The 23,492-nt window shown below is 37.0% G+C and carries 26 protein-coding genes; 6 read left to right on the top strand and 20 right to left on the bottom strand.

Annotation, left to right across the window (positions count from 1 at the left end; translation table 11 throughout):
- The gene (locus CRT24_RS17800) at positions 1-483 is read left to right on the top strand and encodes a hypothetical protein (RefSeq protein WP_099372450.1); all 483 of its coding nucleotides are present in this window, start codon (positions 1-3) and stop codon (positions 481-483) included.
- Here CRT24_RS17800 and CRT24_RS17795 read toward each other — a convergent pair.
- From CRT24_RS17795 to CRT24_RS17740, 12 genes are all read right to left on the bottom strand, one after another.
- Positions 480-1,199, bottom strand: coding sequence for a 16S rRNA (uracil(1498)-N(3))-methyltransferase (locus CRT24_RS17795; protein WP_099372449.1), 720 nt, complete (start codon positions 1,197-1,199; stop codon positions 480-482). The genes CRT24_RS17800 and CRT24_RS17795 overlap by 4 nt on opposite strands.
- An 11-nt stretch (positions 1,200-1,210) precedes the next feature.
- Positions 1,211-2,524 carry a hemolysin family protein gene (locus tag CRT24_RS17790; protein ID WP_099372448.1) on the bottom strand — a complete coding sequence of 438 codons (1,314 nt, stop codon included), beginning with the start codon at positions 2,522-2,524 and terminating at the stop codon, positions 1,211-1,213.
- Positions 2,514-3,131, bottom strand: coding sequence for an inorganic diphosphatase (locus CRT24_RS17785; protein WP_099372447.1), 618 nt, complete (start codon positions 3,129-3,131; stop codon positions 2,514-2,516). Before CRT24_RS17785 ends, CRT24_RS17790 begins: the two co-directional genes overlap by 11 nt.
- A gap of 8 nt (positions 3,132-3,139) precedes the next feature.
- Positions 3,140-3,682 carry an inorganic diphosphatase gene (locus CRT24_RS17780; protein WP_099372446.1) on the bottom strand — a complete coding sequence of 181 codons (543 nt, stop codon included), beginning with the start codon at positions 3,680-3,682 and terminating at the stop codon, positions 3,140-3,142.
- Positions 3,683-3,689: 7 nt separating this feature from the next.
- Positions 3,690-4,346, bottom strand: coding sequence for a DedA family protein (locus tag CRT24_RS17775; protein WP_099372445.1), 657 nt, complete (start codon positions 4,344-4,346; stop codon positions 3,690-3,692).
- Between the two features lie 28 nt (positions 4,347-4,374).
- Positions 4,375-4,788: an HIT family protein gene (locus tag CRT24_RS17770; protein ID WP_099372444.1), complete on the bottom strand. Its 414-nt coding sequence runs from the start codon at positions 4,786-4,788 to the stop codon at positions 4,375-4,377.
- A gap of 366 nt (positions 4,789-5,154) precedes the next feature.
- Positions 5,155-5,466, bottom strand: coding sequence for a hypothetical protein (locus tag CRT24_RS17765; protein WP_099372443.1), 312 nt, complete (start codon positions 5,464-5,466; stop codon positions 5,155-5,157).
- A gap of 23 nt (positions 5,467-5,489) precedes the next feature.
- Positions 5,490-5,678 carry a hypothetical protein gene (locus CRT24_RS17760; protein WP_099372442.1) on the bottom strand — a complete coding sequence of 63 codons (189 nt, stop codon included), beginning with the start codon at positions 5,676-5,678 and terminating at the stop codon, positions 5,490-5,492.
- A 385-nt stretch (positions 5,679-6,063) separates the two neighbouring features.
- Positions 6,064-6,537, bottom strand: coding sequence for a transcription elongation factor GreA (greA, locus tag CRT24_RS17755; protein WP_099372441.1), 474 nt, complete (start codon positions 6,535-6,537; stop codon positions 6,064-6,066).
- 144 nt (positions 6,538-6,681) lie between these two features.
- Positions 6,682-7,389 carry a response regulator transcription factor gene (locus CRT24_RS17750; RefSeq protein ID WP_099372440.1) on the bottom strand — a complete coding sequence of 236 codons (708 nt, stop codon included), beginning with the start codon at positions 7,387-7,389 and terminating at the stop codon, positions 6,682-6,684.
- Between the two features lie 13 nt (positions 7,390-7,402).
- Entirely contained in the window at positions 7,403-9,067 is a 1,665-nt protein-coding gene (locus CRT24_RS17745) for a sensor histidine kinase KdpD (RefSeq protein WP_099372439.1), read from the bottom strand.
- A 4-nt stretch (positions 9,068-9,071) separates the two neighbouring features.
- Positions 9,072-10,958, bottom strand: a complete 1,887-nt coding sequence (locus tag CRT24_RS17740) for a S9 family peptidase (protein WP_099372438.1) — start codon at positions 10,956-10,958, stop codon at positions 9,072-9,074.
- Between the two features lie 96 nt (positions 10,959-11,054).
- Between CRT24_RS17740 and CRT24_RS17735 the strand changes: the two genes are divergently transcribed.
- Positions 11,055-11,348, top strand: coding sequence for a DUF4286 family protein (locus tag CRT24_RS17735; RefSeq protein WP_099372437.1), 294 nt, complete (start codon positions 11,055-11,057; stop codon positions 11,346-11,348).
- On the opposite strand, the gene CRT24_RS17730 is transcribed toward CRT24_RS17735, so the two are convergent.
- The 6 genes from CRT24_RS17730 to CRT24_RS17705 all read right to left on the bottom strand — a co-directional run bounded on the left by CRT24_RS17730 (position 11,345) and on the right by CRT24_RS17705 (position 15,382).
- Positions 11,345-11,752, bottom strand: a complete 408-nt coding sequence (locus CRT24_RS17730) for a DUF983 domain-containing protein (RefSeq protein ID WP_099372436.1) — start codon at positions 11,750-11,752, stop codon at positions 11,345-11,347. The genes CRT24_RS17735 and CRT24_RS17730 overlap by 4 nt on opposite strands.
- 2 nt (positions 11,753-11,754) lie before the next feature.
- Positions 11,755-12,042, bottom strand: coding sequence for a hypothetical protein (locus CRT24_RS17725; RefSeq protein ID WP_257214083.1), 288 nt, complete (start codon positions 12,040-12,042; stop codon positions 11,755-11,757).
- Between the two features lie 31 nt (positions 12,043-12,073).
- Positions 12,074-12,775 carry an RluA family pseudouridine synthase gene (locus CRT24_RS17720; RefSeq protein ID WP_099372435.1) on the bottom strand — a complete coding sequence of 234 codons (702 nt, stop codon included), beginning with the start codon at positions 12,773-12,775 and terminating at the stop codon, positions 12,074-12,076.
- Positions 12,776-12,839: 64 nt separating this feature from the next.
- Positions 12,840-13,832 (bottom strand): MlaD family protein, encoded by a 993-nt coding sequence (locus tag CRT24_RS17715; RefSeq protein WP_099372434.1) that lies wholly within the window; start codon positions 13,830-13,832, stop codon positions 12,840-12,842.
- A gap of 8 nt (positions 13,833-13,840) precedes the next feature.
- Positions 13,841-14,617, bottom strand: a complete 777-nt coding sequence (locus CRT24_RS17710; RefSeq protein WP_099372433.1) for an ABC transporter ATP-binding protein — start codon at positions 14,615-14,617, stop codon at positions 13,841-13,843.
- A 6-nt stretch (positions 14,618-14,623) separates the two neighbouring features.
- Positions 14,624-15,382, bottom strand: coding sequence for an ABC transporter permease (locus CRT24_RS17705; protein WP_099372432.1), 759 nt, complete (start codon positions 15,380-15,382; stop codon positions 14,624-14,626).
- Between the two features lie 220 nt (positions 15,383-15,602).
- Here CRT24_RS17705 and CRT24_RS17700 point away from each other — a divergent pair, with 220 nt between their 5' ends.
- The 3 genes from CRT24_RS17700 (at position 15,603) to CRT24_RS17690 (ending at position 19,101) form a co-directional block, all read left to right on the top strand.
- Positions 15,603-17,087, top strand: a complete 1,485-nt coding sequence (locus CRT24_RS17700; protein WP_099372431.1) for a DUF6600 domain-containing protein — start codon at positions 15,603-15,605, stop codon at positions 17,085-17,087.
- A 138-nt stretch (positions 17,088-17,225) separates the two neighbouring features.
- Positions 17,226-18,404, top strand: coding sequence for a nicotinate phosphoribosyltransferase (gene pncB, locus CRT24_RS17695; RefSeq protein WP_099372430.1), 1,179 nt, complete (start codon positions 17,226-17,228; stop codon positions 18,402-18,404).
- The gene (locus tag CRT24_RS17690) at positions 18,397-19,101 is read left to right on the top strand and encodes a bifunctional 2-polyprenyl-6-hydroxyphenol methylase/3-demethylubiquinol 3-O-methyltransferase UbiG (protein ID WP_099372429.1); all 705 of its coding nucleotides are present in this window, start codon (positions 18,397-18,399) and stop codon (positions 19,099-19,101) included. The genes pncB and CRT24_RS17690 overlap by 8 nt, the downstream gene beginning before the upstream one ends.
- Positions 19,102-19,213: 112 nt before the next feature.
- Here the strand turns inward: CRT24_RS17690 and serS are convergent, their stop codons facing one another.
- On the bottom strand, positions 19,214-20,485 hold the full coding sequence (gene serS, locus CRT24_RS17685; protein ID WP_099372428.1) for a serine--tRNA ligase: 1,272 nt from the start codon (positions 20,483-20,485) through the stop codon (positions 19,214-19,216).
- A gap of 115 nt (positions 20,486-20,600) precedes the next feature.
- On the opposite strand from serS, the gene CRT24_RS17680 reads away from it, so the two are divergent.
- A complete protein-coding gene (locus CRT24_RS17680; RefSeq protein WP_099372427.1) occupies positions 20,601-21,143 on the top strand; it encodes a hypothetical protein in 543 nt (180 codons plus the stop codon).
- Here CRT24_RS17680 and CRT24_RS17675 read toward each other — a convergent pair.
- Positions 21,140-23,491, bottom strand: coding sequence for a BamA/TamA family outer membrane protein (locus CRT24_RS17675; RefSeq protein ID WP_099372483.1), 2,352 nt, complete (start codon positions 23,489-23,491; stop codon positions 21,140-21,142). The two genes, CRT24_RS17680 and CRT24_RS17675, sit on opposite strands and share 4 nt — an antisense overlap.
- Between the last annotated feature and the right edge of the window lies 1 nt (position 23,492).

Raw genomic sequence — 23,492 nt, 5'->3', positions numbered from 1 at the left:
ATGAAGAAGATATTATTTACGGTATTTATTTTAATGATGACAGTGAGCTTTTCAAAGGCTCAGATTGGTAATTATAATGAGGCTCAGGTTCCTGATCATACGCCTATGATGAACAGCACCTGGGAAGCCATTGACAAGATGATGTATAAGGTTTCCACGGTAGGCAACAAAAAAGTTTATACTCCATCCTATCCTGCTCCATTAAAGAAATTAGAGAACACAGTTGTTGAGCTTCCGGGCTATATGGTTCCTTTGGTCAGTGGCAGAAACCACAGCACTTATATGTTATCGGTTTTGCCGATCACACAATGTCAGTTTTGTGGTACGAATGGCATTCCGCCAATGGTTGAGATTTTCATGAAAAAAGGGACGGTGAAATTCACGGACGAACCTATCAAGATTAAAGGGAAGATGAAATTCAATCCTGAACCATTGAAAGGAAATGCTGAGATTCAGATTGTAGATGCTGAGTTGATCAATTAACGGTTCAAGAGCGCAATTTCGGTACACGCATAAAGAGCAGCCGTTTCTGTACGCAGTCTAGCTTCCCCCAAGGAAACTGGTATAAATCCTGCAGAAATGGCTTTTTCTATTTCCGAAGGTGAGAAATCCCCTTCCGGTCCTATTAAAATCAAGTATCTTTTATTGGGTTCAAATATTTGATTGAGATATTTCTTGTCTTGATCTTCTTCACAGTGAGCTATTGCTTTATTGAGATCAGTCTCTGCTTCTATTTTTTTCAAGAAGGCATCCAACGACACAGCTTCATTCAACACCGGCAAATAAGCTTTTAGAGACTGTTTCATTGCTGAGATGATGACTTTGTTCAATCGTTCGGTTTTGACCTCCTTACGCTCTGAATGTTCGCTGATAATTGGGGTGATTTCTTGGATTCCAATTTCTGTGGCTTTTTCAAGAAACCATTCTATACGGTCGATATTTTTTGTTGGTGCAACAGCAATATGCAAGTAAGATCTTGATTTTTGGTATTCTGGAACATGTGAAATGATTTTCAGCTGAGTTCTTTTAGGATGAGCATCAGCGATTTCAGCTTGGTAGAAACCGCCAATTCCATCAATCAAATGGACCTTGTCACCGACGTTCAATCTCAGAACACGCACTGCATGTTTACTTTCTTCTTCAGAAAGCTGAAAGGAAGATTGTCCGGGATTTAAATCAGCTGTGTAAAATAAATGCACTTTATCAAAGTTTATTCATCATCATCATCGTTTGGTGTTTCGATGAGGTCTAATTTTACAAATTCAATATTCTGTTGAGTTTTCTTGATAATGGTAAATCTATATCCCAACTCTTCAGTACTATCGCCGACATCTGGAATTTTCTCAAATAGATGAGACACCAAACCGGCTACGGTATCATAATCGGAACTCTCAGGCAATTCTAACGGAAGGTATCCATTTGCATCATGTACCGAAGCACCTGCATCGACCATAAACTCTGATTCAGAGATTTGCTCTACCACTGGAGTTTCTTCATCGTATTCATCTTGGATCTCTCCCACCAATTCTTCTACAATATCCTCCAGAGTAACCATCCCTGCGGTTCCACCAAATTCGTCGAGTACGAATGCAATCTGTATTCTCTTTTGCTGAAACTCAGTCATCAAATCATTGATTTTCTTGGTTTCAGGGATAAAATATGGTTTACGCATGATATTTTTCAATATCACAGGTTTACCTTTGACGATAAGAGGTAGGATATCTTTCGTATGCACTACACCAATAATCTGATCGATATTGTCATCGTAGATTGGAATACGGGAGTACCCTTCTTCCGTAACGGTATTAATAAATTCTTCTGCAGTATCATCTTTATCTACTGCAACAATTTTGGTCCGCGGGACCATAATGTTCTTTACGATCCTTTCATTAAAATCGAACACATTTTTTATGAGTTCGTGTTCAGCATTGTTCAATGCACCACTTTCTTTTCCTTTTTCCAATAAGTACTGGAGTTCTTCGGATGAGTGGCTTGCTTCATGCGCACTTACTTGTATTCCTATCAATCTCAATAGGAAGTTTGCGAAACCATTTAGCAACCAAATAATCGGTCTGAATATATAATAGAAAAACTGCAGTGGCAGTGCTATTTTCATTGTTGTAGCTACCGGTTTTTGGATAGCGATGGACTTTGGTGCCAATTCACCAAATACGATATGTAAGAAGGTAATGATACTGAATGCTAGGACATGTCCTAGGTTTGTAGCTAATTTCCCGGTAAGTTCGACGTTGAATAATCCGAAGATTTGATGTACAATTTGCGTCATTACGGCCTCACCTACCCAACCCAGGGCTAGGGATGCCAATGTAATTCCCAACTGTGTTGCAGCGAGATAGCCATCGAGATGGTCTGTAATACTTTTTGCGATTTTGGCTACTTTGCTTCCCGATTTGGCTTGTAGTTCGATTTGAGAAGCACGGACTTTTACAATAGCAAATTCAGCTGCAACGAAAAAACCATTTGCCAGCACTAAAAAGATAGTCCAAAAAATATCAATTGCCATGATTTAGGTTTTTATTAGCGAATTCTTTCTTGTATAATTCTAAACTCTCTAATATAACATTTTGAGCGATAGCTCTTCCACTAATTTTGTTAATAATAACTTTTTTTTCTTCAAGACCTTTATATTCTTGAAAAAAATGCACGATTTCCTTCATGGTTTGAGGTGGTAATTCGGAGATATCGTTGATATGGTTATACTCCATATCATTCTTAGCCACAGCAATTATCTTGTCATCTTGATCACCAGAATCGGTCATGCTCATCACTCCTATTACTTTAGCATCCACGAGGGATAAAGGCTCAAGATCCACTGAACATATCACAAGAATATCCAATGGATCTTTATCGCCACAATAACTTTGAGGAATAAATCCATAATTAGCTGGATAAACCATTGATGTTTGGATCACCCGATCTAATTTGATCAATCCCGTTGTCTTATCTACCTCATATTTTCCTCTAGTTCCTTTTGGGATCTCTATCACTGCTGTCACAGTTTCCGGCGTATCCTTACCTGGTGACACTTGATGCCAAGGGTGTTTATCTTGAGCTAGTCCAATAAGGCTAGAAAACAGCAAGGCTAGAGAAAGAAAAAATGAGCGGTTCATGATAAGGTTTATTTGTTCCTTATTTCTTTATCGTAAAGTTCGATACTTTCCATGATGATGTTCTGAGCATAAGCGCGACCATAAAGGTTTTCGATAGTCACATTCTTACCTTCAAGAGCTTTATAATCTTGGAAGAAACGAACAATTTCTTTCATAGTGTGAGGAGGAAGTTCTGATAAGTCGTTGATATAATTCACAGACATATCATTCTTCGCCACTGCAATAATTTTGTCGTCTTGTTCCCCATTATCGATCATATGCATTACACCTACCACTTTGGCTTCGATCATACACATTGGGTAAACATCAACTGAGCATAAAACTAAGATATCCAAAGGATCTTTATCGTCGCAATAAGTTTGAGGAATGAATCCATAGTTAGCTGGATACATTACAGATGAGAACAATACACGGTCTAATTTGATTAGTCCACTGTCTTTGTCGATTTCGTATTTTGCTTTAGAACCCTTAGGAATTTCGATAATGGCATTTACGGAGTTAGGCAAGTCCTCACCAGGAGACACTTGATGCCAAGGATGTTGTGTACTCATTAAATAATTACTGTTTGTTTATTTCGTTTTTCGTTTTTCTATTTTTCAACCACTTTTTAAGCAGTGCAATTGCTATCGGTAGGAATGCAATGACTATCAATCCCACGATTATATATTCTACATAATCGATTATCCATGGGAATTTGACTCCTAAATAATACCCAGTCAGTGTCAATAAAGACACCCACAATAATGCACCTAGGATGTTATACATGACGAACTTCTTGAAATTCAGCTGTACTACACCTGCGAATATGGGTGCAAATGTACGAATTATGGGTACAAATCGTCCAATTATTAATGCTGTTCCTCCATATTTCTGGAAAAACTCTTCGGCCATGATTACATATTTTCTTTTGAAAAGTATGGAATCCTTCCGTTTAAACAGCATTGGGCCGGTTCGATTCCCGAACCAGTATCCTGCAAAATTGCCTGCTATTCCTGCGCCAAGAATTCCGAAATACAATGTAACAATGTCCACATCGATTTTGTTAAGGGCACAGAAGAGTCCTGCTAAAAATAATAAGTAATCACCCGGGAGGAAAAATCCGAAGAAGAGGCCGGTTTCGGCAAAAACAATAAGACATACGATGTAAAATCCACCGTGACTTAAGAGATATTCAGCATCTAGCAATTGTTGAAAAGACAACAAGTATTCTTGCATAGTAATTTATATTTCCCGCTTATTCGAGTTAAGCTGGGTTTGTTATTGTTGAAATAGCATCACGGATTGTATCCGCGATTGTTGTCATTGTTTCCTCAGAAAGTGTCAGTTTTGGTTTCTCAAAGTTCATGTCATTGACATGGTTGAGAGGAATCAAATGAATATGTGCGTGGGCCACTTCTAGTCCTACCACAGCAACCCCTACTTTCTTACATGGAAATGCTTGTTTGATACCTTGTGCTACTATTTTAGCGAACACCCACATTCCCATATATTCATCATCATTGATATCAAATATATAGTCGGTTTCTTTCTTTGGAATTACCAGGACGTGACCTTCAGTTAGTGGATTTACATCTAAAAAAGCTAAATAATCATTGCTTTCGGCAACTTTATAAGCAGGTATCTCTCCCGCGACAATTTTAGAGAATATGGTTGACATAAACTATAGTTCAATTTCGTGAGTAACAAAGATAATAAATTTGCGCAGATATGAACAGGAAAATGGATAGCATTCGGGTTGGCTGACTCAAAAAAGCGGTTTACAACGACTTTTATTACATTAAGCCAACGAAAGTTAATTATTATTTAACAAAAAAGCCCCTCTGTTAGTTCTAAGCTTTGTTCGCCATCAGCAACTGATTGTTATTTTATCAAGAATGCTTAGTATAACAAATTGGATAAAAAACCTAGTAGAACTAGGTAGCAAAAGATCATAATTAGTTCATGCAAATAAAAAAACATAAAAAGGGTTTTAAAATAATCCTTATGCTTTTCAAAATTTGCTTTTAATAATTATTAACAAACTTTATTTATTTCTTACATAAGAATACTGTTCTAAGACAAAAAGTAAATATTTGCCCAAGGTCTTTTTATGTTTCCGAGAAATGGTAAAGCTGAAATTTGTTTCAAATCCTTTATAAGGATTAACTTTTGAGTTAAGCTCATGCCAAATTTTTTCCCATTGACTATGGATTTTAGCATCACTCAATGTTTTAGATGCCAAGTAAGCACATTCCCAATGTTCTTCATTTTGAATAAATGATTCTTTTACATCATTAACGTTCAAAAAAAGAACGTCATGTAATTTTACAATTTTCTCTCTATAATATGACCCCATAAATTTATTCAACTTTTATGAATCTATGAATTCATTCTTCTTTCAACTTTTATAATCTCCCATTCACTTTCAATTAATAAAGCTGTTATCTTCCAATTATACTTTTGATAATTAAATAAAAATGAAAATCTATTTACATTAATATTATCCGTTAATCTATTTAAAGTTGGTACTGCTAATCTAGCAACTTCTTCATCAGTTAAATTCTTCATTTCACAAATTTTATTAACTAAATTACTAAATTTTTTAGTAAATAAAGTTTCGAGTTTTCAACATTTGTTTGATTGGTAATTTATCATCACAGTTACTTTTGGATGTAGAATGAAATAGTGAATGTTTCTCTACTACAACTATCACCAAATTCATCACTGAAGGGGTGAAGGGGAAACATTATCATCAATTGTTTTTTCTACATCGTTTTCCAAGAATTCCAAATAATCCTAAGTTCTAATTTTATTCTAAAATTGATTTTAAAAATCAATTTTCCTTCAAAAATTCTGCAAAATAAATAACCCCGTTTAAATAACTTTAAACGGGGTTTGAATTTCTTGATAATGTCATGGCGGTTATGGCATACCGCACATAACCTTTATATTGTTATCTTGAGATTTCTAAAACTTCTAGCTCTAATTGTCCTGCAGGCACTTCTACGGTCGCGACATCTCCTACCTGCAATCCCAGAAGACCCTGGGCAATCGGTGATTTTACGGATATCTTTCCTGCCTTCAAATCAGCTTCCGTTTCCGATACCAACTGATAAGACATTACTGCGCCATTCTTTTTGTTCTTGATTTTCACATACGACAATGCCAACACTTTAGATGTATCCAAGTTTGACTCATCGATTATTCTAGCTGTTGCCAAAACCTCTTCTAATTTTGCGATTTTAGCTTCATGAAGACCTTGGGCTTCTTTTGCTGCATCATATTCAGCATTTTCAGAAAGATCACCTTTATCTCTTGCCTCTGCAATTGCTTTAGCAATGTTCGCACGTCCTTCTGTTTTTAGGTATTGTAGCTCTTCTTTTAGCTTTGTTAAACCTTCTTCTGTGTAATAAGTTACTTCTGCCATAATCTTAACCTTTTACCCTCTTTTATAGTTTTCTAATTTAATTAATTAACAAAAAAAAAGACAAGACCACACTATCCACTAATAGGACAACATGGTCTTGCTCTTCTGACGAAGTTATATAATTTAATTCAATAAACCAAATTTCTAACTTACATCCTCATTTTCTTCATTTATGAATCTGTATCCCAGTCCACGGACCGTTTGAAGGTAATGTGGTTTGTCTGGATTTGTTTCAATTTTCTTTCTTAAACGCACGACGTGCATGTCCAATGTTCTGGTATTTACATTGGAGCTGTATCCCCATACTACTTCCATCAATTCTTCACGGGTGATATCTCTACCTTTATTTTGCAAGAAATGTAGGAGTATCCTGTTTTCGAGTATAGTAAGTTCGATTTTTTTACCGTCCCTTACCAAGGAATGTACATTGGGATGGTGTTCAGTATCGCCAAAATGATAGACTTCATTTTGTGTTTTAGGCACGAAAAACCTTACTTTATTTTCGATCATAGCGACTAAAACATCCATATTGAAAGGTTTAGTGATATAATCTGTTACTCCATAGCTATATGCGTCAATTTTATCGATATCTTGGGATTTTGCAGTCATCATAATGATGATATTTTCAAATCCTGCTTTTCTCACTGACTCACATACATCTATTCCTTCTTTTCCTGGCAACATCCAATCAAGAAGTACAATATCTGGTTTTTGGTCCAGAATGATTTTTTCGGCTTCTAAACCATCACTGCATTGAATTACTTGAAAATTTTCAGTTTGGAGACGATGGCTGACCAAAAACCTTAGGTTGTCATCATCTTCTACAACGGCAATAGTTATATCTTTGTTCATAGTATTCTATACATTATTTAGGAAAAACTAACGTAAAAGTGGTGCCTTCGCCTTCGACACTGTTTACTTTAATTTCTCCCCCCATAAATTCAGTAATCTCTTTACAAAACGCTAATCCAAGCCCTACGCTTCCGCCTTGATTAAATTGATTCTTTACTCTGTAAAACTTCTTAAAAATATTTTTAAGTTCGTTTTTGTTAATTCCAATCCCTTTATCACTAAACTTCATGATGAAGTGTTTTTTCGATTGTTGTACACTAATATCAATAAATTTTCTCGAAACTTCTGAATATTTATAAGCATTATCGATTAAATTCTGAAACACGGAATTCAATAAAACTGGATCTGTATGCATTTTGCTATTGACATCGATGTCATACGTCAGCACTAAATCCGGATACTTAATTCGTGTACCTTCGAATATCTCCTCGCAAAAACTGTTCAAATCAATGTATTCTCCTTTAAATTTTAATGATTTATTTTCTATTTGCGTGAAAGACAGCAACTTATTCATTAAATTATTTAACTTGTCTGCTTCTTGATCTAGTATCTTACCATACATTGTTCTTTCTTGATCGCTCAGATTTTCTGCACTTCTGATATTATTCCCTGCGATTTTTATCACACTGACCGGAGTTTTGAACTCATGAGTAAGGTTATTGATAAAATCATATTGCAATTGAAACAGCCTACTATTGATTGAAATATTCCTATAAATCAAATAAATTATCAATAATAAAATTAAATATAATAATGATACTCCCAACACAACTGGAAAAAATCTTCTATTAATTTCACCTCTAAGGAATTGTTCGGAGGAATCAAACTGCAATTTATATTCAGACAATGCACCTGGCAGGGGCATATCAGTTGATAAAAATGCTTTTTCTTCCATTACATTAGGATCCGCTATCGCTTTAATTCTTATGTTTTCATAGAGTCTTTGCTGATTGTTAACGATTTTTATTTTCTGCGGGTTCACTTTATATACGAACAAATCCTGGTCAAACGCTACAGGGGCAGCCATAGAAGCGGTATCATCCATCAGGGATTTATATGCCCTTAGGGTATTTACTCTCGGGATATTCAGGTACGTAATCTTTCCAGGGACCGTATTATAGAAAATTCTATAAATATCATTTTCGCTCAATGATGTTGAATCGTCCAATACATCAAGGAAGTTCACCATTTTAATGGCCATATTATTGAAATCATCCGAGGTTGGCCTGTTGTCAATGGCAGACACGCTTTCGCGCACCAACTTATTTTCTTCATTTAGCTTAAAAGAGAAAATAGATCGAGGATAGATCAGCAAATTTTGAAACCTTACCCCACGAACGGCTGGATTTTGATTGGTAAACAAGACGTCATAAAACACCACCTCATCCACAAAAGGGTTTTTTCGGAGGATTTTTTCCGAATAGCTTACTGCATGTACAGAATCTAAATATCCTTGATAATTGGAAACTTCGGCGATATCATTATTGAAAAAACTATTGAAAGGTTTTAATGTTGCGTCAAAGACGTCAACTTTTCTATTATAGAATTCAGACTCCACGAAGTTTGACATCATGGTCCTTGCCAGGAAGACAGAGATGATGTATAAAACTGTCAAAAAAGCCAAAAAGGCCACCAATAGGCCTATGTTTTTCCTGTATTTGCTTGCTTTTTTAACCATTCTATTATTTCAGGTATTGCGCCAAGAACTTATCGATTTCCTGATAATATTCGACTACATTTTCTTCATTTCTGAATCTCTTTCCTTCCTCTTTCTTGAAAATATACCGCACTGGAATCTCGTTGCTTTTCAGTTTTCCTACAAACTGGTTTGCATCAGTTACAGAGCTGTATTTATCCTTGCCCCCTTGGAAGAATAAAACAGGGATTCGAACTTTATCAGCATGGAATATAGGAGAAATTGCTTGAAAAAGCTCGGGTTCTTTTTCTGGATTACCAATTATTCTATAGAAAAGTTGCACATAATGTTTGAGGTGTGGCGGAATTTCTCTGAAATAGGTAAACAGGTTGCTATATCCTGATGATGAGATAGCACATTTGTACAATGATGGATCGAAAGCTGCGGCATATAAAGCGGAATAACCTCCAAAGCCAGTTCCCATAATAGCGATTTTATCTTTGTCGGCGATTCCTTGATGGATCAACCAAGCAACACCATCCGTGATATCAGATTGTATCTTTCCACCCCATTCCTTGAACCCCGCTGTCCAAAATTCTTTACCATACCCAATTGACCCTCTATAATTAACTTGAAAGACAGTATATCCTCTGTTTGCCAAGAATTGTACTTCAGGATCAAAGCCCCATTCTGCACGTCTATTAGGACCATCATGAACCAAAACTACAACAGGACTATTTTTTCGCTTTCCTTTAGGATATGTGATGTAAGCGTGAATGTCTTTATTATCTCTAGAAAGGAAACTCACCTCCTCCATTTGGTTAAATTCCAAATTTTTCAGTTTCGGATTTTCCTCATTCAGCAATTCTAATTTGTCTTGGGATTTATTGTAATAATATGTTTCACCCGGATGTATATCGCTGTAAATCCTAACGACAAAGCCGTTTAAACTGGTATCGCTATCTAAGAATCCTATTTCTGAATCAGCAAATTTCTTTTTGAGTTTTTGATAAACCTGCTCATATGAGGCATTGAAAATTTTCTTTTGGTATTTATCGATAAAAGAGGTGGTGTACAGCATTTCTTGCAGATCAGCCGAATATCCTTCAGCACCTAAATCCCCCATTTTATTTTCATAGATGCTTCTGATTTCTTTTCCATTTTCAGCGTCAAATTCGACGAGCGCCATTTTATCTCTGTTTTGATTTGACAAAGCATATACATTTTTGTCTGAATTTTTGACAAATCCTAATGGCACGAAGATGGTTTCAAAATCATTTTTCATAACTTCTTTAAAAGGGAGTCCATCATTTTTCCTGTAAAGAAGTGATTCTTGGACACTGTCACTTGTGAGTGCAATTCTGACTACTCCATCTGGTGCCCCTACCCAATTCATTACATTTCCTGGATTTTGGTGTATCATTTCAGGTTTTCTTCCATCCAAGAACACCCGGTATAAATCAAACAAGGATGAATCTCTTTTGTTCATTCCCACCAATAGGCTTCCATTCTTTTCTACGATAGGATACACCCATCTCAGCCTTGATTTTTCTGGGGCGAACAATGCTTTTCTATTTTCGGTTTCAACATCAATCTGAAACATCCTTAAGCTATCGGATGAAGATTGGGTATTTGAGAAGATGATTTTTTTGTCATTCAACCAGAAGAAACTTTGCACATTCAAATTCACTTGATAGGTAAGTTGTTTTGATGAATCGGGTTGTTTGAGATCTAAAATAAAGATGTTTTTGCAGTGATCATGAATTCCTAAATAGGCTACTTTGCTTCCATCAGGAGACAACCGAAAAGAAGTCCGTTCAGGTTTAACAAAGAAATCCTCAATAGGTATAGTCTTTTGACTATTCTGTTCTTGCTTACACGAAAGAATTACCAACAACACTAACAGAACCGAGAACAAGTTTTTTAAATTCATTCTATTTTTTTAGTCACTTATCAAATATTAAAAAAAAATACTGTAAAGTTCCTTTTGCAACCTTAATTTTACAGCTTAATCCAAGCATCAATAAATATGTATCTATACAATGTTTCAATCATTATCGAGGATTCGGTTCATCAAGAAATTGTTCAATGGACGAAAGACTTGCTGAACGACAACCCAGATTATTCCATAAAACTATTAAAAATGATGCATTCTCCACATGAAGGACAGACATACTGTCTTCAGACTGTTGTTAATAGCGAGGAAGAAATTGAGAGGGTTAAGGATGGCATTATTCAAAAACTTCAGGAATATATCACATTGCATCATGTAGAGAAGGCTTTTCTTTTTGATAGCATTATGCAATACATCCCCCATAATTAGCCTTTTAGGTCAGCACTATTTTTTCTTTCACCATATAATCTAGGGTCAAACGACACTTTAGGCGAAAGGTAATGTAATAATACGAGTCTTGAATACCTGTAGTTGAAAGGCGCAAAGATGACAATTGCGATAAATAATACCGCTATATACAACCAAGGGGATTCGCTGTGGGTAATAAATGCTGTTGCTAGGGCCAATGTTAGGACTTCAGCCACTGAAAAGGCGTAACTGACATACATTGCAGCATAAAAATATCCAGGTTCAATTTCGAACTTAAAATTGCAGTGGGGACAGAATTCATGCATTTTTTGTCTTGAAAGGCCATATGCTGACCCTGAATACATGTTTCCAGTTCTGCATTTTGGACATTTACTTTGAAATACAGCCTGTAATTTTGATATCATAATTATTCTTCAGTCTGTTTTGCAATTTTGAGTGAATTGGTATTTTCTGTGTTTCTGAATTTTTTGTACCACAGAAATCCTACACCAGCAGCTATCATAAATGGCATTGCCAATAGAAAAAGAATACCATCGTTTAAGCCTTTACCTTGTGTGTTGCCTTCCTGAGTACTGTTTTCAGCATTCAATGTACACATAGCACATTGTGCTACAGTAGCACTGGGCACTGACAACAATGTTATACTCAACACAGTAGCCACCAGACTTAATTTCAATTTTTGAATGAAACTCATAGCACAAAGTTAAAGTAATTAAACTTAATTTCTAAATATCTCCTTTGAGCAATACGTTAAATTTTTCCCAGAATCCATCTTGAGGGAGTGGGGCTTTGATGTTCATTGGTTCATCCTTGATGGGATGGACAAAGCTCAGGGATCTAGAATGCAGGCATATTGTTCTTCTGTGACTACCTCGTTGATAGCCATATTTATTATCACCGACGATTGGGCACCCCATAAATGCCAATTGACTTCTGATTTGATGTGTACGTCCAGTCACAGGGTTTACTTTTAACAAGTAGTAACCTTCTAATTGTCCTACTACTTCATAGGATAATTCGGCGAAGCTTCCATTCTTGACTTCACGGTCATAGGCTTTAGTGATCATTTTTTTTCGATCCCTCAACAACCAATTTTTAAGGGTTCCTTTCATTTGTGGTGGTTTTTCACGTACGAGTGCCAAATATGTTTTTTGCACTTTTCTATCGTGAAACAACCTATTCATGCGATCTAATCCTTTGCTAGTTTTCGCAAACAATATCATACCGCTAACAGGTCTATCCAATCTATGTATAACACCAATAAATGCAGCATTTGGCTTGTTGTATTTTTTGGCAACGTAGTCTTTAACCATATCCTCCATAGAAGTATCGCCAGATACATCCACTTGTACGATATCTCCACCACGTTTGTTGATTGCTATAAAATGATTGTCCTCGTAAAGAACATCCTTGTCTGTAATATTCATAATGCTTATAAAAAAAGCGTCCTTTGCAGACGCTTTCTAATATTAATTTTTTAGAAGTTCAAAATTACTTAATTGAATCTTGAGTTGCTTCTGCTTCTTCTTTTGCTTTTTTCTTGAAAAAACCTCTCAAGAGGAAGTTACTTTGTAGTGCTTCCATATTTTGATCTAATTTTTCAGTGCTTAGATTAAGGTTTTTAAGTATTTGTCTGATTTCATCTGCTGCTGCAGGATCATTAGTCAATACACCAATTGCATTGTCCTTATCATTCAACCTAGCTGTAGTTTGGTTTAAATTAGACATCAAAGCAGACGCTGTTTGAGTTACTCCTTGTAACTGCGCTGCTGACTCTCTTAGACTTGCAAACACGGCTGTGTCTGTTGACAATTCATGAATCAACCCTTGATTGCTATTTAATTTATTGGTCAAAGTAACGAGGTTATTTACAGCTTGGTTAGCTTGGGACATAGTTCCATTCAATGTATTCACGGATTGCTTCAAATTATTTGCAATTGTTTCATCCGTCATTAATGCACCTACCGCACCCTTACCTTCCAACATACTCTTAGAAAGTGCTGCAAAATTCTTTGTTATTTCGACTAGGTTCTCGTTATTGACTTGCAACGTTGCTAACATGGCATCCATACCGCCAGAAACACCTGACTTAATTTCATCGCCGTCCTGAATTTGTGGAAATGTTTCCGTTCCACCTACTAAGCTGATAATTGCATTTCCAATCAATCCATCAGAACTTAATGTTGCGATAACGTCTTTTCGTATGAATTTGCTCGATTTTTCTTCGACATTCATAACTACACGTACATTTTCTACGCTTTCAAAGCCAATTTCTTTAATAATACCGACTTTTACTCCTGAAAACCAAACGTTGTTGCCTACCTTCAATCCTTTAACGTCTTTGAAATACGTGGTTACCGTAAGGTTTTTAGAGAATTTGTTTTGCTGAGTACCAATTACCAAAATCCCTGCAACCAAAATGATTAACCCAATGAAGGTAAACAATCCCACTATGATTGATCGTTTTCTTTCTGATGCTGCCATATATTTTGCTATACTATAAAATTATAATCATAAAAAGGTTTCACTCTCGTATCTTCCGTATCGAAAATTTCCGAGAATTTACCTACACGTTCAAATTTACCATCCAATAGCATTGCTACCCTATCCCCCACCATTTTAGCGCACGCCAAGTCATGGGTAATAATAATAGATGATGTTTTATATCTTTCTTGTACTTCATTGATCAAAGAGTTTATATCGAGACAAGTTATGGGATCCAAACCTGCCGTTGGCTCATCATACATCATGATATCGGGTCTCAAGATTAATGTTCTAGCAATACCTATTCTTTTTCTTTGTCCACCTGACAATTCAGATGGCATCTGATTGATTGTTCTCAACAGTCCTACTCCGTCCAGCACATCTTCTACTTCATGATCAATCTCTGCTCTTGTTAAGTTTCTTTTATTTCTGACTAGTGGGAACTCGAGGTTTTCTCGAACGGTCATACTATCATATAGTGCACTATTTTGGAAAGAGAACCCAATTTTCAATCTCAGAGCGCGCAATTCTTTTTCATTAAGTTGATTTACCACTTCTCCAAGAACTGTTATATTTCCAGAATCTGGCTTTAGGAGTCCTGATATAAGTTTGATCAATACGGATTTTCCAGTACCTGACCTTCCTAATACGACCAAGTTTTCTCCGTTATAGAGGTCAAGATCAACATTTCGGAGTACATGTAAATCCCCAAAGGACTTACTTACACCTTCAACATCGATGACAATATCGTCGTAATTTATATTAACTGGCTTTTTCTGTTCCATAATCGATTATCCCATTAATGCTAAAACCTGAACAATTAAAAGCTCCTCAATGAATACAATAAACATTGAAGCTACTACCGCACTGTTTGCTGCTTTTCCGACTCCTTCCGTACCTTTCGTTGAATAATACCCTACATATGTACTGACAAATCCAATTGTAAATCCAAATACAATGGCCCGGAATACCATTGCAAAAATATCTTTTGGAGCTATTGCCTCAAATACTTGAGTTATAAAGCTAAGTATACTCAACTGGTCTTTGGAAATAATACTTAAATACCCACCTGCCAAACCTATTCCTGCGACATAAAAACATAGTACAGGAATCATAAAAGTTGTAGCAAGAATTCTACTCACGATTAAGAATTTGAATGGATTTGTACCTGAGACTTCCATGGCATCGATCTGCTCGGTTACATTCATTGAGCTGAGCTCTGCTCCAATTTGTGACCCTACCTTTCCTGAAGCAATTAAGGCTGTTACCAATGGCGCTAATGCACGTACAATTGCTATTGAAATCAATGCTGGTAACCAAGATGCTGCACCAAACTCTTCTAAGGATGGTCTAGATTGTTTTGTAAAAACAAATCCTACAATAAATCCGGTTAAACTGATCAGTGGAAATGATTTCCAACCGATTTCATAACACTGTCTAATGATCTCTTTAAACTCATATGGGGGGCTTACCACTTCGCGAAAGAAACGCATTAGAAAGCGGTGTATCTTCGCAAATTCTAGTAATAAAGACTCAATTTTCTTAGCCATTAACTGTGTGTATTAACGTATTTTTCCAAGTATTAAATCCGGAATATTTCGAGGCAAATGTACAAAATTTCTTAATATCCAATCCGAATCAGCACCCAATATTAGCAGAAACATTTATTAACACAAAAAAGTTTGACAAAATAATTATACAATTAAACCTTTCCTTAATAGTCATGGTCATACGTACAAATTATGGTGTAAACATTAAGAGAATTAACATATGAAAAACTTGAAAACATCCACAATATTCACGGCATTAGTTTTAATGTTCGTAGGATTGTTCAGCGTAACTTCAGCATCAGCCCAAGGGTATGAGGATGTTGATTACGATGTTTTCCATGAAGAACTTGATTCTTATGGTGATTGGGATTATGATGATGAATATGGCAATGTTTGGTATCCAAACGAGGGTCGTGATTTTAGGCCTTATAGTACGAATGGATACTGGACTATGACAGAATATGGCAACACATGGGTTTCTAATTACGACTGGGGTTGGGCGCCATTCCACTATGGACGTTGGGTACACCGTTCACATAGAGGATGGGCTTGGGTACCGGGTTATGAGTGGGGACCAGCTTGGGTTGATTGGAGATCAGGTGGTGGTTATTACGGTTGGGCTCCTATGAGGCCAGGTGTAAGCATCAATGTTAACATTGGATTACCATTAGATTTTTGGGTATTTATTCCTACCGGCCATATCTATGACCGTTATATGCACAGGCATTATTCATATGGTCATCGTAACATCTACAACAGAACTACGATTATCAACAACACTTACATTGTAAACAACAATCGTTATTACGGAGGTCCTAGCCGTCGAGACATCGAAAGATCAATAGGTCGCCGTGTAGATGTAAGGAATGTGAATTTTGACAATAGACGCGGTGCATCACGTGTTAGCAGAAGTACGGTTTCTATGTACCGTCCTGACAGAAACAGCAGAAATAATAGTCGTGCTATTTCTAACAGAAGCAACAGTGGCAGAGGAAACGATCGTCTGGAAAACAGAGGAAACTCACGCAACAGCAGCAGACAACCTGCTAACCGAGTTGAAAATGGTAGAAACTCCGGTCGTAGCAGCAGAAGCAATGGTGATTATACAATTACCAGAAATTCTAAGGGACAACGCGAAATGCACATTGGCAATGGAAACTCTAATAGAAGTAATAGAGAATCCAACCGTGGAGAAGCCAACAGAGGCAACACCCGTGTAGATCGTGGTAACTCGAACAGAACTTCTACTCCTAATAATAGATCAAATGTTGGTCGCCAACCAGAGTCAAGAGGCCGTGTTTCTATGGATCGCTCATCCAGAAACGAATCGATGAACCGCAGTTCTAGACCGACTAGGAATGAGTCGATGAACCGCAGCTCTAGGCCGACTAGAAACGAATCGATGAACCGTAGTTCTAGACCGACTAGAAATGAGTCGATGAACCGTAGCTCTAGACCTTCTAGAAACGAGTCAATGAATCGTGGTCAACAAAGACAATCGGCACCACAAAGACAACAACGTCAACCTAGGATGGAGCAACAATCTAGGTCGCAAAATAGAGTATTCCAAGCTCGCAGTACAGAACGTCCGCAAAACAACCGTTCATCTGTACAGCGCAGTTCAAGAAATGAGTCTAGGTCATCAGCTCGCCCACAATCAAGTCAACGCGCTGAGCGTGGTAACGGCAGAGGAAATAGAGGATAGATTTTTTATTTAGTTGAAACAAATCGATAAAGCGGGGTGAATTTTATTCATCCCGCTTTTGTTTTGTTGTGTATAAAAGGCATTTTTGTGTTTGCTTTTTGTTAACTTCAATGAAAGCACTAGCATAAATAATAAAGAATGGCAAAACTTACCTCCATTTTAGATAATGATTTTTATAAGTTTACAATGCAGTATGCTGTTGTAAAACTTTTTCCAAAGGCTAAAGCACGGTATCAATTTATTAACCGAGGGCAACATCAATTTCCAGAAGGATTTGCAGCACAGCTGAAAGAGGCCGTCAACCAAATGGCTAACCTCAAGCTGACGTCCGCTGAAAAAACATTCTTTGCAAAAACCTGCCCATATATCGATCCTACTTATTTTGATTTTCTTCAAGGCTACCACTATGATCCAGAAGAGGTAAAGATTACTCAAAATGGTTCGGACCTTACAGTAAAAGTTGAAGGCTATTGGTACAGGACTATTTTGTGGGAAGTTCCATTGATGGCTTTAATCTGCGAGACCTATTATGAAATGACTGGACAAAAGCGTGTAGACGATGTTGAGGTCATGAAGATTGTCAATGACAAAATGGACAAATATGACAAGCTTAATATCACCATTGCTGATTTTGGCACTAGGCGTAGACATTCGTATGCGGTTCATGATTTGGTTATCAAAGCCTTGAAAGAACATCCATCAAAGACATTCATTGGTACCAGCAATGTTCATTTTGCGATGAAATATCATACTAAACCTATTGGCACACATGCGCATGAATGGTTCATGTTCCATGCTGCAAAATATGGTTACAAAATGGCGAATTTACTTGGTTTGGAAAATTGGTCTGACGTATATCGTGGTGATTTAGGAATTGCCCTATCCGACACCTATACCACCAAGGTATTCTTTAAGCAGTTTGACAAAAAATTGAGCAAATTATTTGACGGTGTACGACATGATAGTGGTGATCCTATTGAATTCGCTCAAATGACCATTGACCACTATAAGAGTAAAGGTATCAATCCGATGAACAAAACGATTATTTTTTCAGATGGATTGGATTATGATAAGGTTGTGAAGATTGTCAACTTCAGCCAAGACAAGATCGGCCATTCTTTCGGTATCGGCACCGATTTCACGAATGATGTTGGACTAGACCGTATGAATATCGTTATCAAGATGACAGAAGCCTATCCTGATGAAGGGGAATGGACTCCCGTTATTAAATTGTCGGATGAACCTAAAAAACATACAGGAGATCCTGAAGAAATAAAAATGGCAAAACGATTCTTAAATATTCCTGAGCATGAATAGAGATGTTTACGGGGAAGCACTCTATGATTTCCAAGAATTAGGAGAGCTAAAAGAACCTCTCCTACTTCATAGCAGCTATGGTGACATAGAGGAAATGCCTGTTGAGGTTTTTTTTAGGGAAGAAGATGATATTCCAGAATTGGAATACATTGCTTTGTCCCTCTGTGATGGCAAAGTATTAGATGTTGGCGCAGGTGCTGGTGTGCACGCATTATATTTACAATCGAAAGGATTTGACGTAGATGCCATGGAAATCTCCGAGACAGCCTGTAAAATCATGGAAAAAAGAGGTGTCAAAAATGTTATCCATGCTGATTTCTTTAAATTCAAAGAAAAGAAATATGATACGCTCCTATTTCTGATGAATGGGATTGGGATCTCTGGCACAATTGAAGGATTCCGAGAACTCCTAATTCATTCCAAAGAATTACTTACGGAAAGAGGACAGCTTTTATTCGACAGTTCAAATATTTCTTATTTATATGATGAATATCGCATCCAAAGGCCAGACCATTATTTTGGAGAGATCAATTTTCAATATGAATATAAAGGCAATATGGGTCAGCCCTTCCAATGGCTATATATCGATCAACAAACCTTAATCAAAATAGCTCACGAAGAGAATTGGGTGGTACAGGTGCTTTTTGAAGATGATAATGACCAATATTTGGTGCGGATGGAGCCGAGGGAGATGTGAGATGTGGGTTTTGAGATATGAGATGTGAGATGTGGGTGTATTAGAATTTATGATATAAAAATCCCCGGAAGCCAAAACTTCCGGGGATTTTGTTTTATGGGGTTTTCGATTATTAGTCGATATATTCAAATCCTACATATGGAACAAGGACTTCAGGGATCTTGATTCCGTTTTCAGTTTGATTATTTTCTAATAATGTAGCTACTATCCTTGGTAATGCTAGTGCCGAACCATTTAAGGTATGAGCCAATTGTGTTTTTCCATCTTCACCTTTGAAACGAACTTTTAGTCTATTTGCTTGGTAAGTTTCGAAGTTAGATACTGAAGATACTTCTAGCCATCTTTCCTGAGCTGCGGAATAAGTTTCCATATCATAGGTCATTGCTGAAGTAAAGCTCATGTCTCCACCGCATAATCTAAGAACACGATAAGGCAGTCCCAGTTTTTGCAATAGTGATTGCACATAGGAGCTCATTTCTTCCAGAGTTTCATATGATTTTTCAGGATTTACGATCTGTACCAGCTCTACTTTATCAAACTGATGCAATCTATTTAATCCACGGACATGTGCGCCATAAGATCCAGCTTCTCTTCGGAAACATGGAGTATATCCGCAGTGTTTGATTGGGAAATCTTCACTTTTGACGATTGTGTCTCGATAAATATTCGTGATTGGCACCTCAGCTGTAGGGATCAAGTAGAAATCATCATTGACTACATGGTACATCTGCCCTTCTTTGTCGGGCAATTGACCAGTTGCATATGCAGAATCCTCATTTACTACGATTGGGACCTGAACTTCTTTGTATCCCATCTTAGCGGCTTCGTCCAAGAAGAAATTGATTAGTCCACGTTGAAGTCTGGCACCTTTTCCTTTGTACACAGGGAATCCTGCACCAGTGATCTTTGTTCCTAATTCAAAATCAATAATGTCATATTTTGCTGCTAATTCCCAGTGGGGCAATGCGCCAGCTGGCAATTGTGGTACAGTACCATTTTCTAGCACTACCTCATTGTCTTCAGCAGCAATACCTCTTGGTACCAATTTATTTGGAAGATTGGGTAATTGAATTAATTTGTCATGCAATTCTTTTTCAATTTTATCCAATGCATCAGTAAGTTCTTTGATTTGCTCTTTATATGATGCGGATCGCGATTTGATTGCTTCAGCTTCCTCTTTTTTTCCTTGACGCATCAATTCTCCAATTTGCTTAGCGGACGAATTAGCCTCAGCTGCAATAGAGTCAGATTGATTTTGTGTTTTGCGACGTTGTTCGTCTAAAGCAATGATCTGATCGACCAATTCTACTTCGTTGAAGTTCTTGATTCCAAGTCTTTCAACTACATGGTCCCGATTTTCACGGATGTAATTTAATTGCAACATATAATTATGCTTTTTATTTGTAATGTGAGCAAAGATAAGAAGACCTCTGCAATTAATAAACTCGAATTTAAGGAGAAGCATTTTTAGAATCCTTGCAATTTTGTATCATTGCATCATGAAAAACAGCTGGATTCTTTTCTTATTCCTTAGTATCATGTACTTTATGCCGAGTTTATCGGTAGCACAAAGTGCAACGATCAAGGACTTTACGGTCAAAGAAAATCTTTCTCAGAACGGAAAATTAGCAATAATTGCGATTGACACTGCTGAAAAAACGGACAATACCGTGAACGGGAATTATAGTTTTACCATAAATGGTTTTCAGCAAGATCTAAGATTCAGTGATGGTGTGGCTGTTACAAGCAACCCCATCGAGTCATCAACATTTGTATTCTTCAAACATAAGTTTGCAGGTTCAGATATTGGGAAGCTCTTTTTTTTGAGAGTTACGGACAAAGGAATTACTCCTTATAAGATCAGCGGTTTTCTGTTGATCATAATCCCGCTCTTGATTCTTTATATTGCCTATAAATTCAAGCGTTTCTTAATTACGTTATTAGTCCTTGCAGCAGTTTATTTCTATTTAAATCACAGTAAAGGGTTGGATGTCCGTCAATTGATTGAGAGTTCGATTATGAGCTTAAAAGATCTCTTCTAGAAAGGCATCCCTACTCCAAAATTATATTGAATAAAACTATATCTGTCTGGCCAATTGGTTTCGGAATATTCTTGTTTGAACTGTTTAGAATTGAAGAACTCTTTGATTACCCATTGTTTCGAACCGCTGAATTGAGGGTCTTTTAGTTTTAATCCTGCATCCAGGCGTATAATAAAGTAATCTAAATCTACTCTAAGTCCGAAGCCTGTTCCCAATGCGATTTGCGAGAGGAACTTATCTCCTTTGAATTCCCCGTCTGGATTTATAATATCCTGTCTGATTCTCCAGATGTTTCCTGCATCCAAGAAAGTTGCACCGTTCAGTTTTGCTCCGAAGAAATTATTCAACATTCTAAACCTGAATTCAGCATTTGATTCAAGTTTAATCTCACCCAATTGATCTAAATTTCTGAGGTTAACACGGAAGTCAGGGTTCATTGATGACCTGTTGTACCCTCCTGGTCCGAGTGTGCGTGCTTGCCATGCTCGGATACCATTCATACCTCCGGCAAAGAAACTTTTTTCAAAGATCATATTCAGGGATGAATTGTTTCCATAAGGGACCGCAACACCAGAATTGATACGGAATACAAATTGCTTATTTCCACCTAAGTGCCTATACCATCTATAATCTATTTCACCTTTGACATATTGAAGGTACGGTACTCCAAAAATCAGCTTTTCTCCATCTGCATTTTGTTTGAACTTCATCACATTCCCCAACAATCCCAACAAATTCCCACTGACATCCACCGCACCTCTGAAATAACTGAAATTCTCTTTGCTAGTCAGCTTTGTTGAATTATACGTATATGCATATTGGGCACCAAGTCCAAAATATTTTCTGTCATTACTTCGAACGTATAGACCATATCCTTGGTCTATCAGGCTCTGCTTGAATTGTTCATTCAACTGTCCATGTCTATATTCGATCACAACGGGAGTTAAGCTATGTATTTTATTAACCGCTTCGTACCAGGTATAATTTAAGCTATTTATCCAATATCTATTGGCGTATGTTTGATCTTGGAAAAAGAGTTGTAGGCTGGATGAGAATGTTGTCCTTGGGAGTCCATATATCCCGACACTGCGCACACGAAATGGGGTTAACAATCGGGGGAATGACAGATTTACTCCGACTTGAAAGTCGTTGTTGAATATTTTATCAGTTAAATTTCCTGGGAGCCTAGAGTCAAACAACACTCCATACCTCATTTTTACCTCAATAGTCTCCGACCCACCAAATACGTTTCGATGAGAGAATGTATTACCGACATTGAAACCGCTCATTCCCGAACTAAAAGTAAATTCACCTTCGATCTGGTTGCTCATTGCCGAACGTGGGACAAGATTATAAAATACATCTAATTTGTTCGAATCCTTAGTCTGGTAATTTATTTTAACTGAACGAAAGCCGTTCATTTCATAAAGCCGGTCATAAGCTAGTTCTTCGTTTCTACTGTTAAATTTATGTCCAGGCCTTAGAAATGCATACCTTGCCAAAGGTCTCAACTTAAATTTATCGGTTTGATCGGTGTAATGGATTTTTGTCAAGGTATCATAACGGCCTTGTGAATTCTTTTTGAGTTCTGGTTCTGCGGCTTCTACCGTAAAGTACACACTGTCAATATAATAAATCTTATGTTTAGTAGAATCCTCTCTATTTGACACCTGAACAAGTAAATCGGCTTGATTTTGCAATCCTATAGTGTCCACTCCAGTCCTCATATACTGTCTCAGATAATCATAATAACCTGATTCTCGCATTTGTGTGTATAGCCTTTCACGTTCTAAATAAAGATCAGCTGCATCGTATCTTTTTCCGGATTTTAAAGCACTGATTGGCACTACTTTTTCGTGATAAATGGAATCTACCTGAGGATCTTCTACCCTTCTGTCAATATTTCTCACCATATATGGATTTCCCATATTGGCGTTGAAGTCGATTTTTGCTTTTTTCTTATTGAACTCTATCTGTGGTTGGACTTTTGCATTGAAGAATCCTTTAGTTTGCAGAAATCTTTCTATTTGGTTTGCAGATAGTTCTACAACTGCTGAGTCGAGTATTCTAGGGGCTTCGCCAACATTTTTAATTTTTTCGGTTTTATATCTACCGTCTCTGGTATTGAAGATGTTGTAAATAGTTAGATATAATGGTGAATTAGGGCGGATTTCATTGGCAATATATAATCCTGCTGCTTCTTTTAGTTCAGGATCGACACCATTTACATCTACATCGGTTACTAGATATTGGTGATCGTCTAGATATTTCGCTGAACGGCAAGACGCAACAATTAGCAACAAAAACGTTATACTTGCAAAAAATAAAAAACTTCTTTTTATAGTCATT

This window comes from Sphingobacterium sp. 1.A.5 (assembly GCF_002734235.1).
Classification (GTDB): Bacteria; Bacteroidota; Bacteroidia; order Sphingobacteriales; family Sphingobacteriaceae; genus Sphingobacterium; species Sphingobacterium daejeonense.
The sequence above is the reverse complement of the archived record's forward strand: the minus strand, read 5'-3'. Positions and strand labels throughout refer to the sequence as shown.

Excerpts from the sequence above, each read along its gene's own strand:
- CRT24_RS17760 (WP_099372442.1), bottom strand. The coding sequence starts at position 5,678 with ATGAAGAATTTAACTGATGAAGAAGTTGCTAGATTAGCAGTACCAACT.
- CRT24_RS17705 (WP_099372432.1), bottom strand. The coding sequence starts at position 15,382 with ATGGCTAAGAAAATTGAGTCTTTATTACTAGAATTTGCGAAGATACAC.
- pncB (WP_099372430.1), top strand. The coding sequence starts at position 17,226 with ATGGCAAAACTTACCTCCATTTTAGATAATGATTTTTATAAGTTTACA.
- CRT24_RS17735 (WP_099372437.1), top strand. The coding sequence starts at position 11,055 with ATGTATCTATACAATGTTTCAATCATTATCGAGGATTCGGTTCATCAA.
- CRT24_RS17700 (WP_099372431.1), top strand. The coding sequence starts at position 15,603 with ATGAAAAACTTGAAAACATCCACAATATTCACGGCATTAGTTTTAATG.
- CRT24_RS17680 (WP_099372427.1), top strand. The coding sequence starts at position 20,601 with ATGAAAAACAGCTGGATTCTTTTCTTATTCCTTAGTATCATGTACTTT.
- CRT24_RS17790 (WP_099372448.1), bottom strand. The coding sequence starts at position 2,524 with ATGGCAATTGATATTTTTTGGACTATCTTTTTAGTGCTGGCAAATGGT.
- CRT24_RS17730 (WP_099372436.1), bottom strand. The coding sequence starts at position 11,752 with ATGATATCAAAATTACAGGCTGTATTTCAAAGTAAATGTCCAAAATGC.
- greA (WP_099372441.1), bottom strand. The coding sequence starts at position 6,537 with ATGGCAGAAGTAACTTATTACACAGAAGAAGGTTTAACAAAGCTAAAA.
- CRT24_RS17770 (WP_099372444.1), bottom strand. The coding sequence starts at position 4,788 with ATGTCAACCATATTCTCTAAAATTGTCGCGGGAGAGATACCTGCTTAT.
- CRT24_RS17785 (WP_099372447.1), bottom strand. The coding sequence starts at position 3,131 with ATGAACCGCTCATTTTTTCTTTCTCTAGCCTTGCTGTTTTCTAGCCTT.
- CRT24_RS17775 (WP_099372445.1), bottom strand. The coding sequence starts at position 4,346 with ATGCAAGAATACTTGTTGTCTTTTCAACAATTGCTAGATGCTGAATAT.
- CRT24_RS17720 (WP_099372435.1), bottom strand. The coding sequence starts at position 12,775 with ATGAATATTACAGACAAGGATGTTCTTTACGAGGACAATCATTTTATA.
- CRT24_RS17710 (WP_099372433.1), bottom strand. The coding sequence starts at position 14,617 with ATGGAACAGAAAAAGCCAGTTAATATAAATTACGACGATATTGTCATC.
- CRT24_RS17750 (WP_099372440.1), bottom strand. The coding sequence starts at position 7,389 with ATGAACAAAGATATAACTATTGCCGTTGTAGAAGATGATGACAACCTA.
- CRT24_RS17780 (WP_099372446.1), bottom strand. The coding sequence starts at position 3,682 with ATGAGTACACAACATCCTTGGCATCAAGTGTCTCCTGGTGAGGACTTG.
- CRT24_RS17725 (WP_257214083.1), bottom strand. The coding sequence starts at position 12,042 with ATGAGTTTCATTCAAAAATTGAAATTAAGTCTGGTGGCTACTGTGTTG.
- CRT24_RS17675 (WP_099372483.1), bottom strand. The coding sequence starts at position 23,491 with ATGACTATAAAAAGAAGTTTTTTATTTTTTGCAAGTATAACGTTTTTG.
- CRT24_RS17690 (WP_099372429.1), top strand. The coding sequence starts at position 18,397 with ATGAATAGAGATGTTTACGGGGAAGCACTCTATGATTTCCAAGAATTA.
- serS (WP_099372428.1), bottom strand. The coding sequence starts at position 20,485 with ATGTTGCAATTAAATTACATCCGTGAAAATCGGGACCATGTAGTTGAA.
- CRT24_RS17765 (WP_099372443.1), bottom strand. The coding sequence starts at position 5,466 with ATGGGGTCATATTATAGAGAGAAAATTGTAAAATTACATGACGTTCTT.
- CRT24_RS17715 (WP_099372434.1), bottom strand. The coding sequence starts at position 13,832 with ATGGCAGCATCAGAAAGAAAACGATCAATCATAGTGGGATTGTTTACC.
- CRT24_RS17740 (WP_099372438.1), bottom strand. The coding sequence starts at position 10,958 with ATGAATTTAAAAAACTTGTTCTCGGTTCTGTTAGTGTTGTTGGTAATT.
- CRT24_RS17800 (WP_099372450.1), top strand. The coding sequence starts at position 1 with ATGAAGAAGATATTATTTACGGTATTTATTTTAATGATGACAGTGAGC.
- CRT24_RS17745 (WP_099372439.1), bottom strand. The coding sequence starts at position 9,067 with ATGGTTAAAAAAGCAAGCAAATACAGGAAAAACATAGGCCTATTGGTG.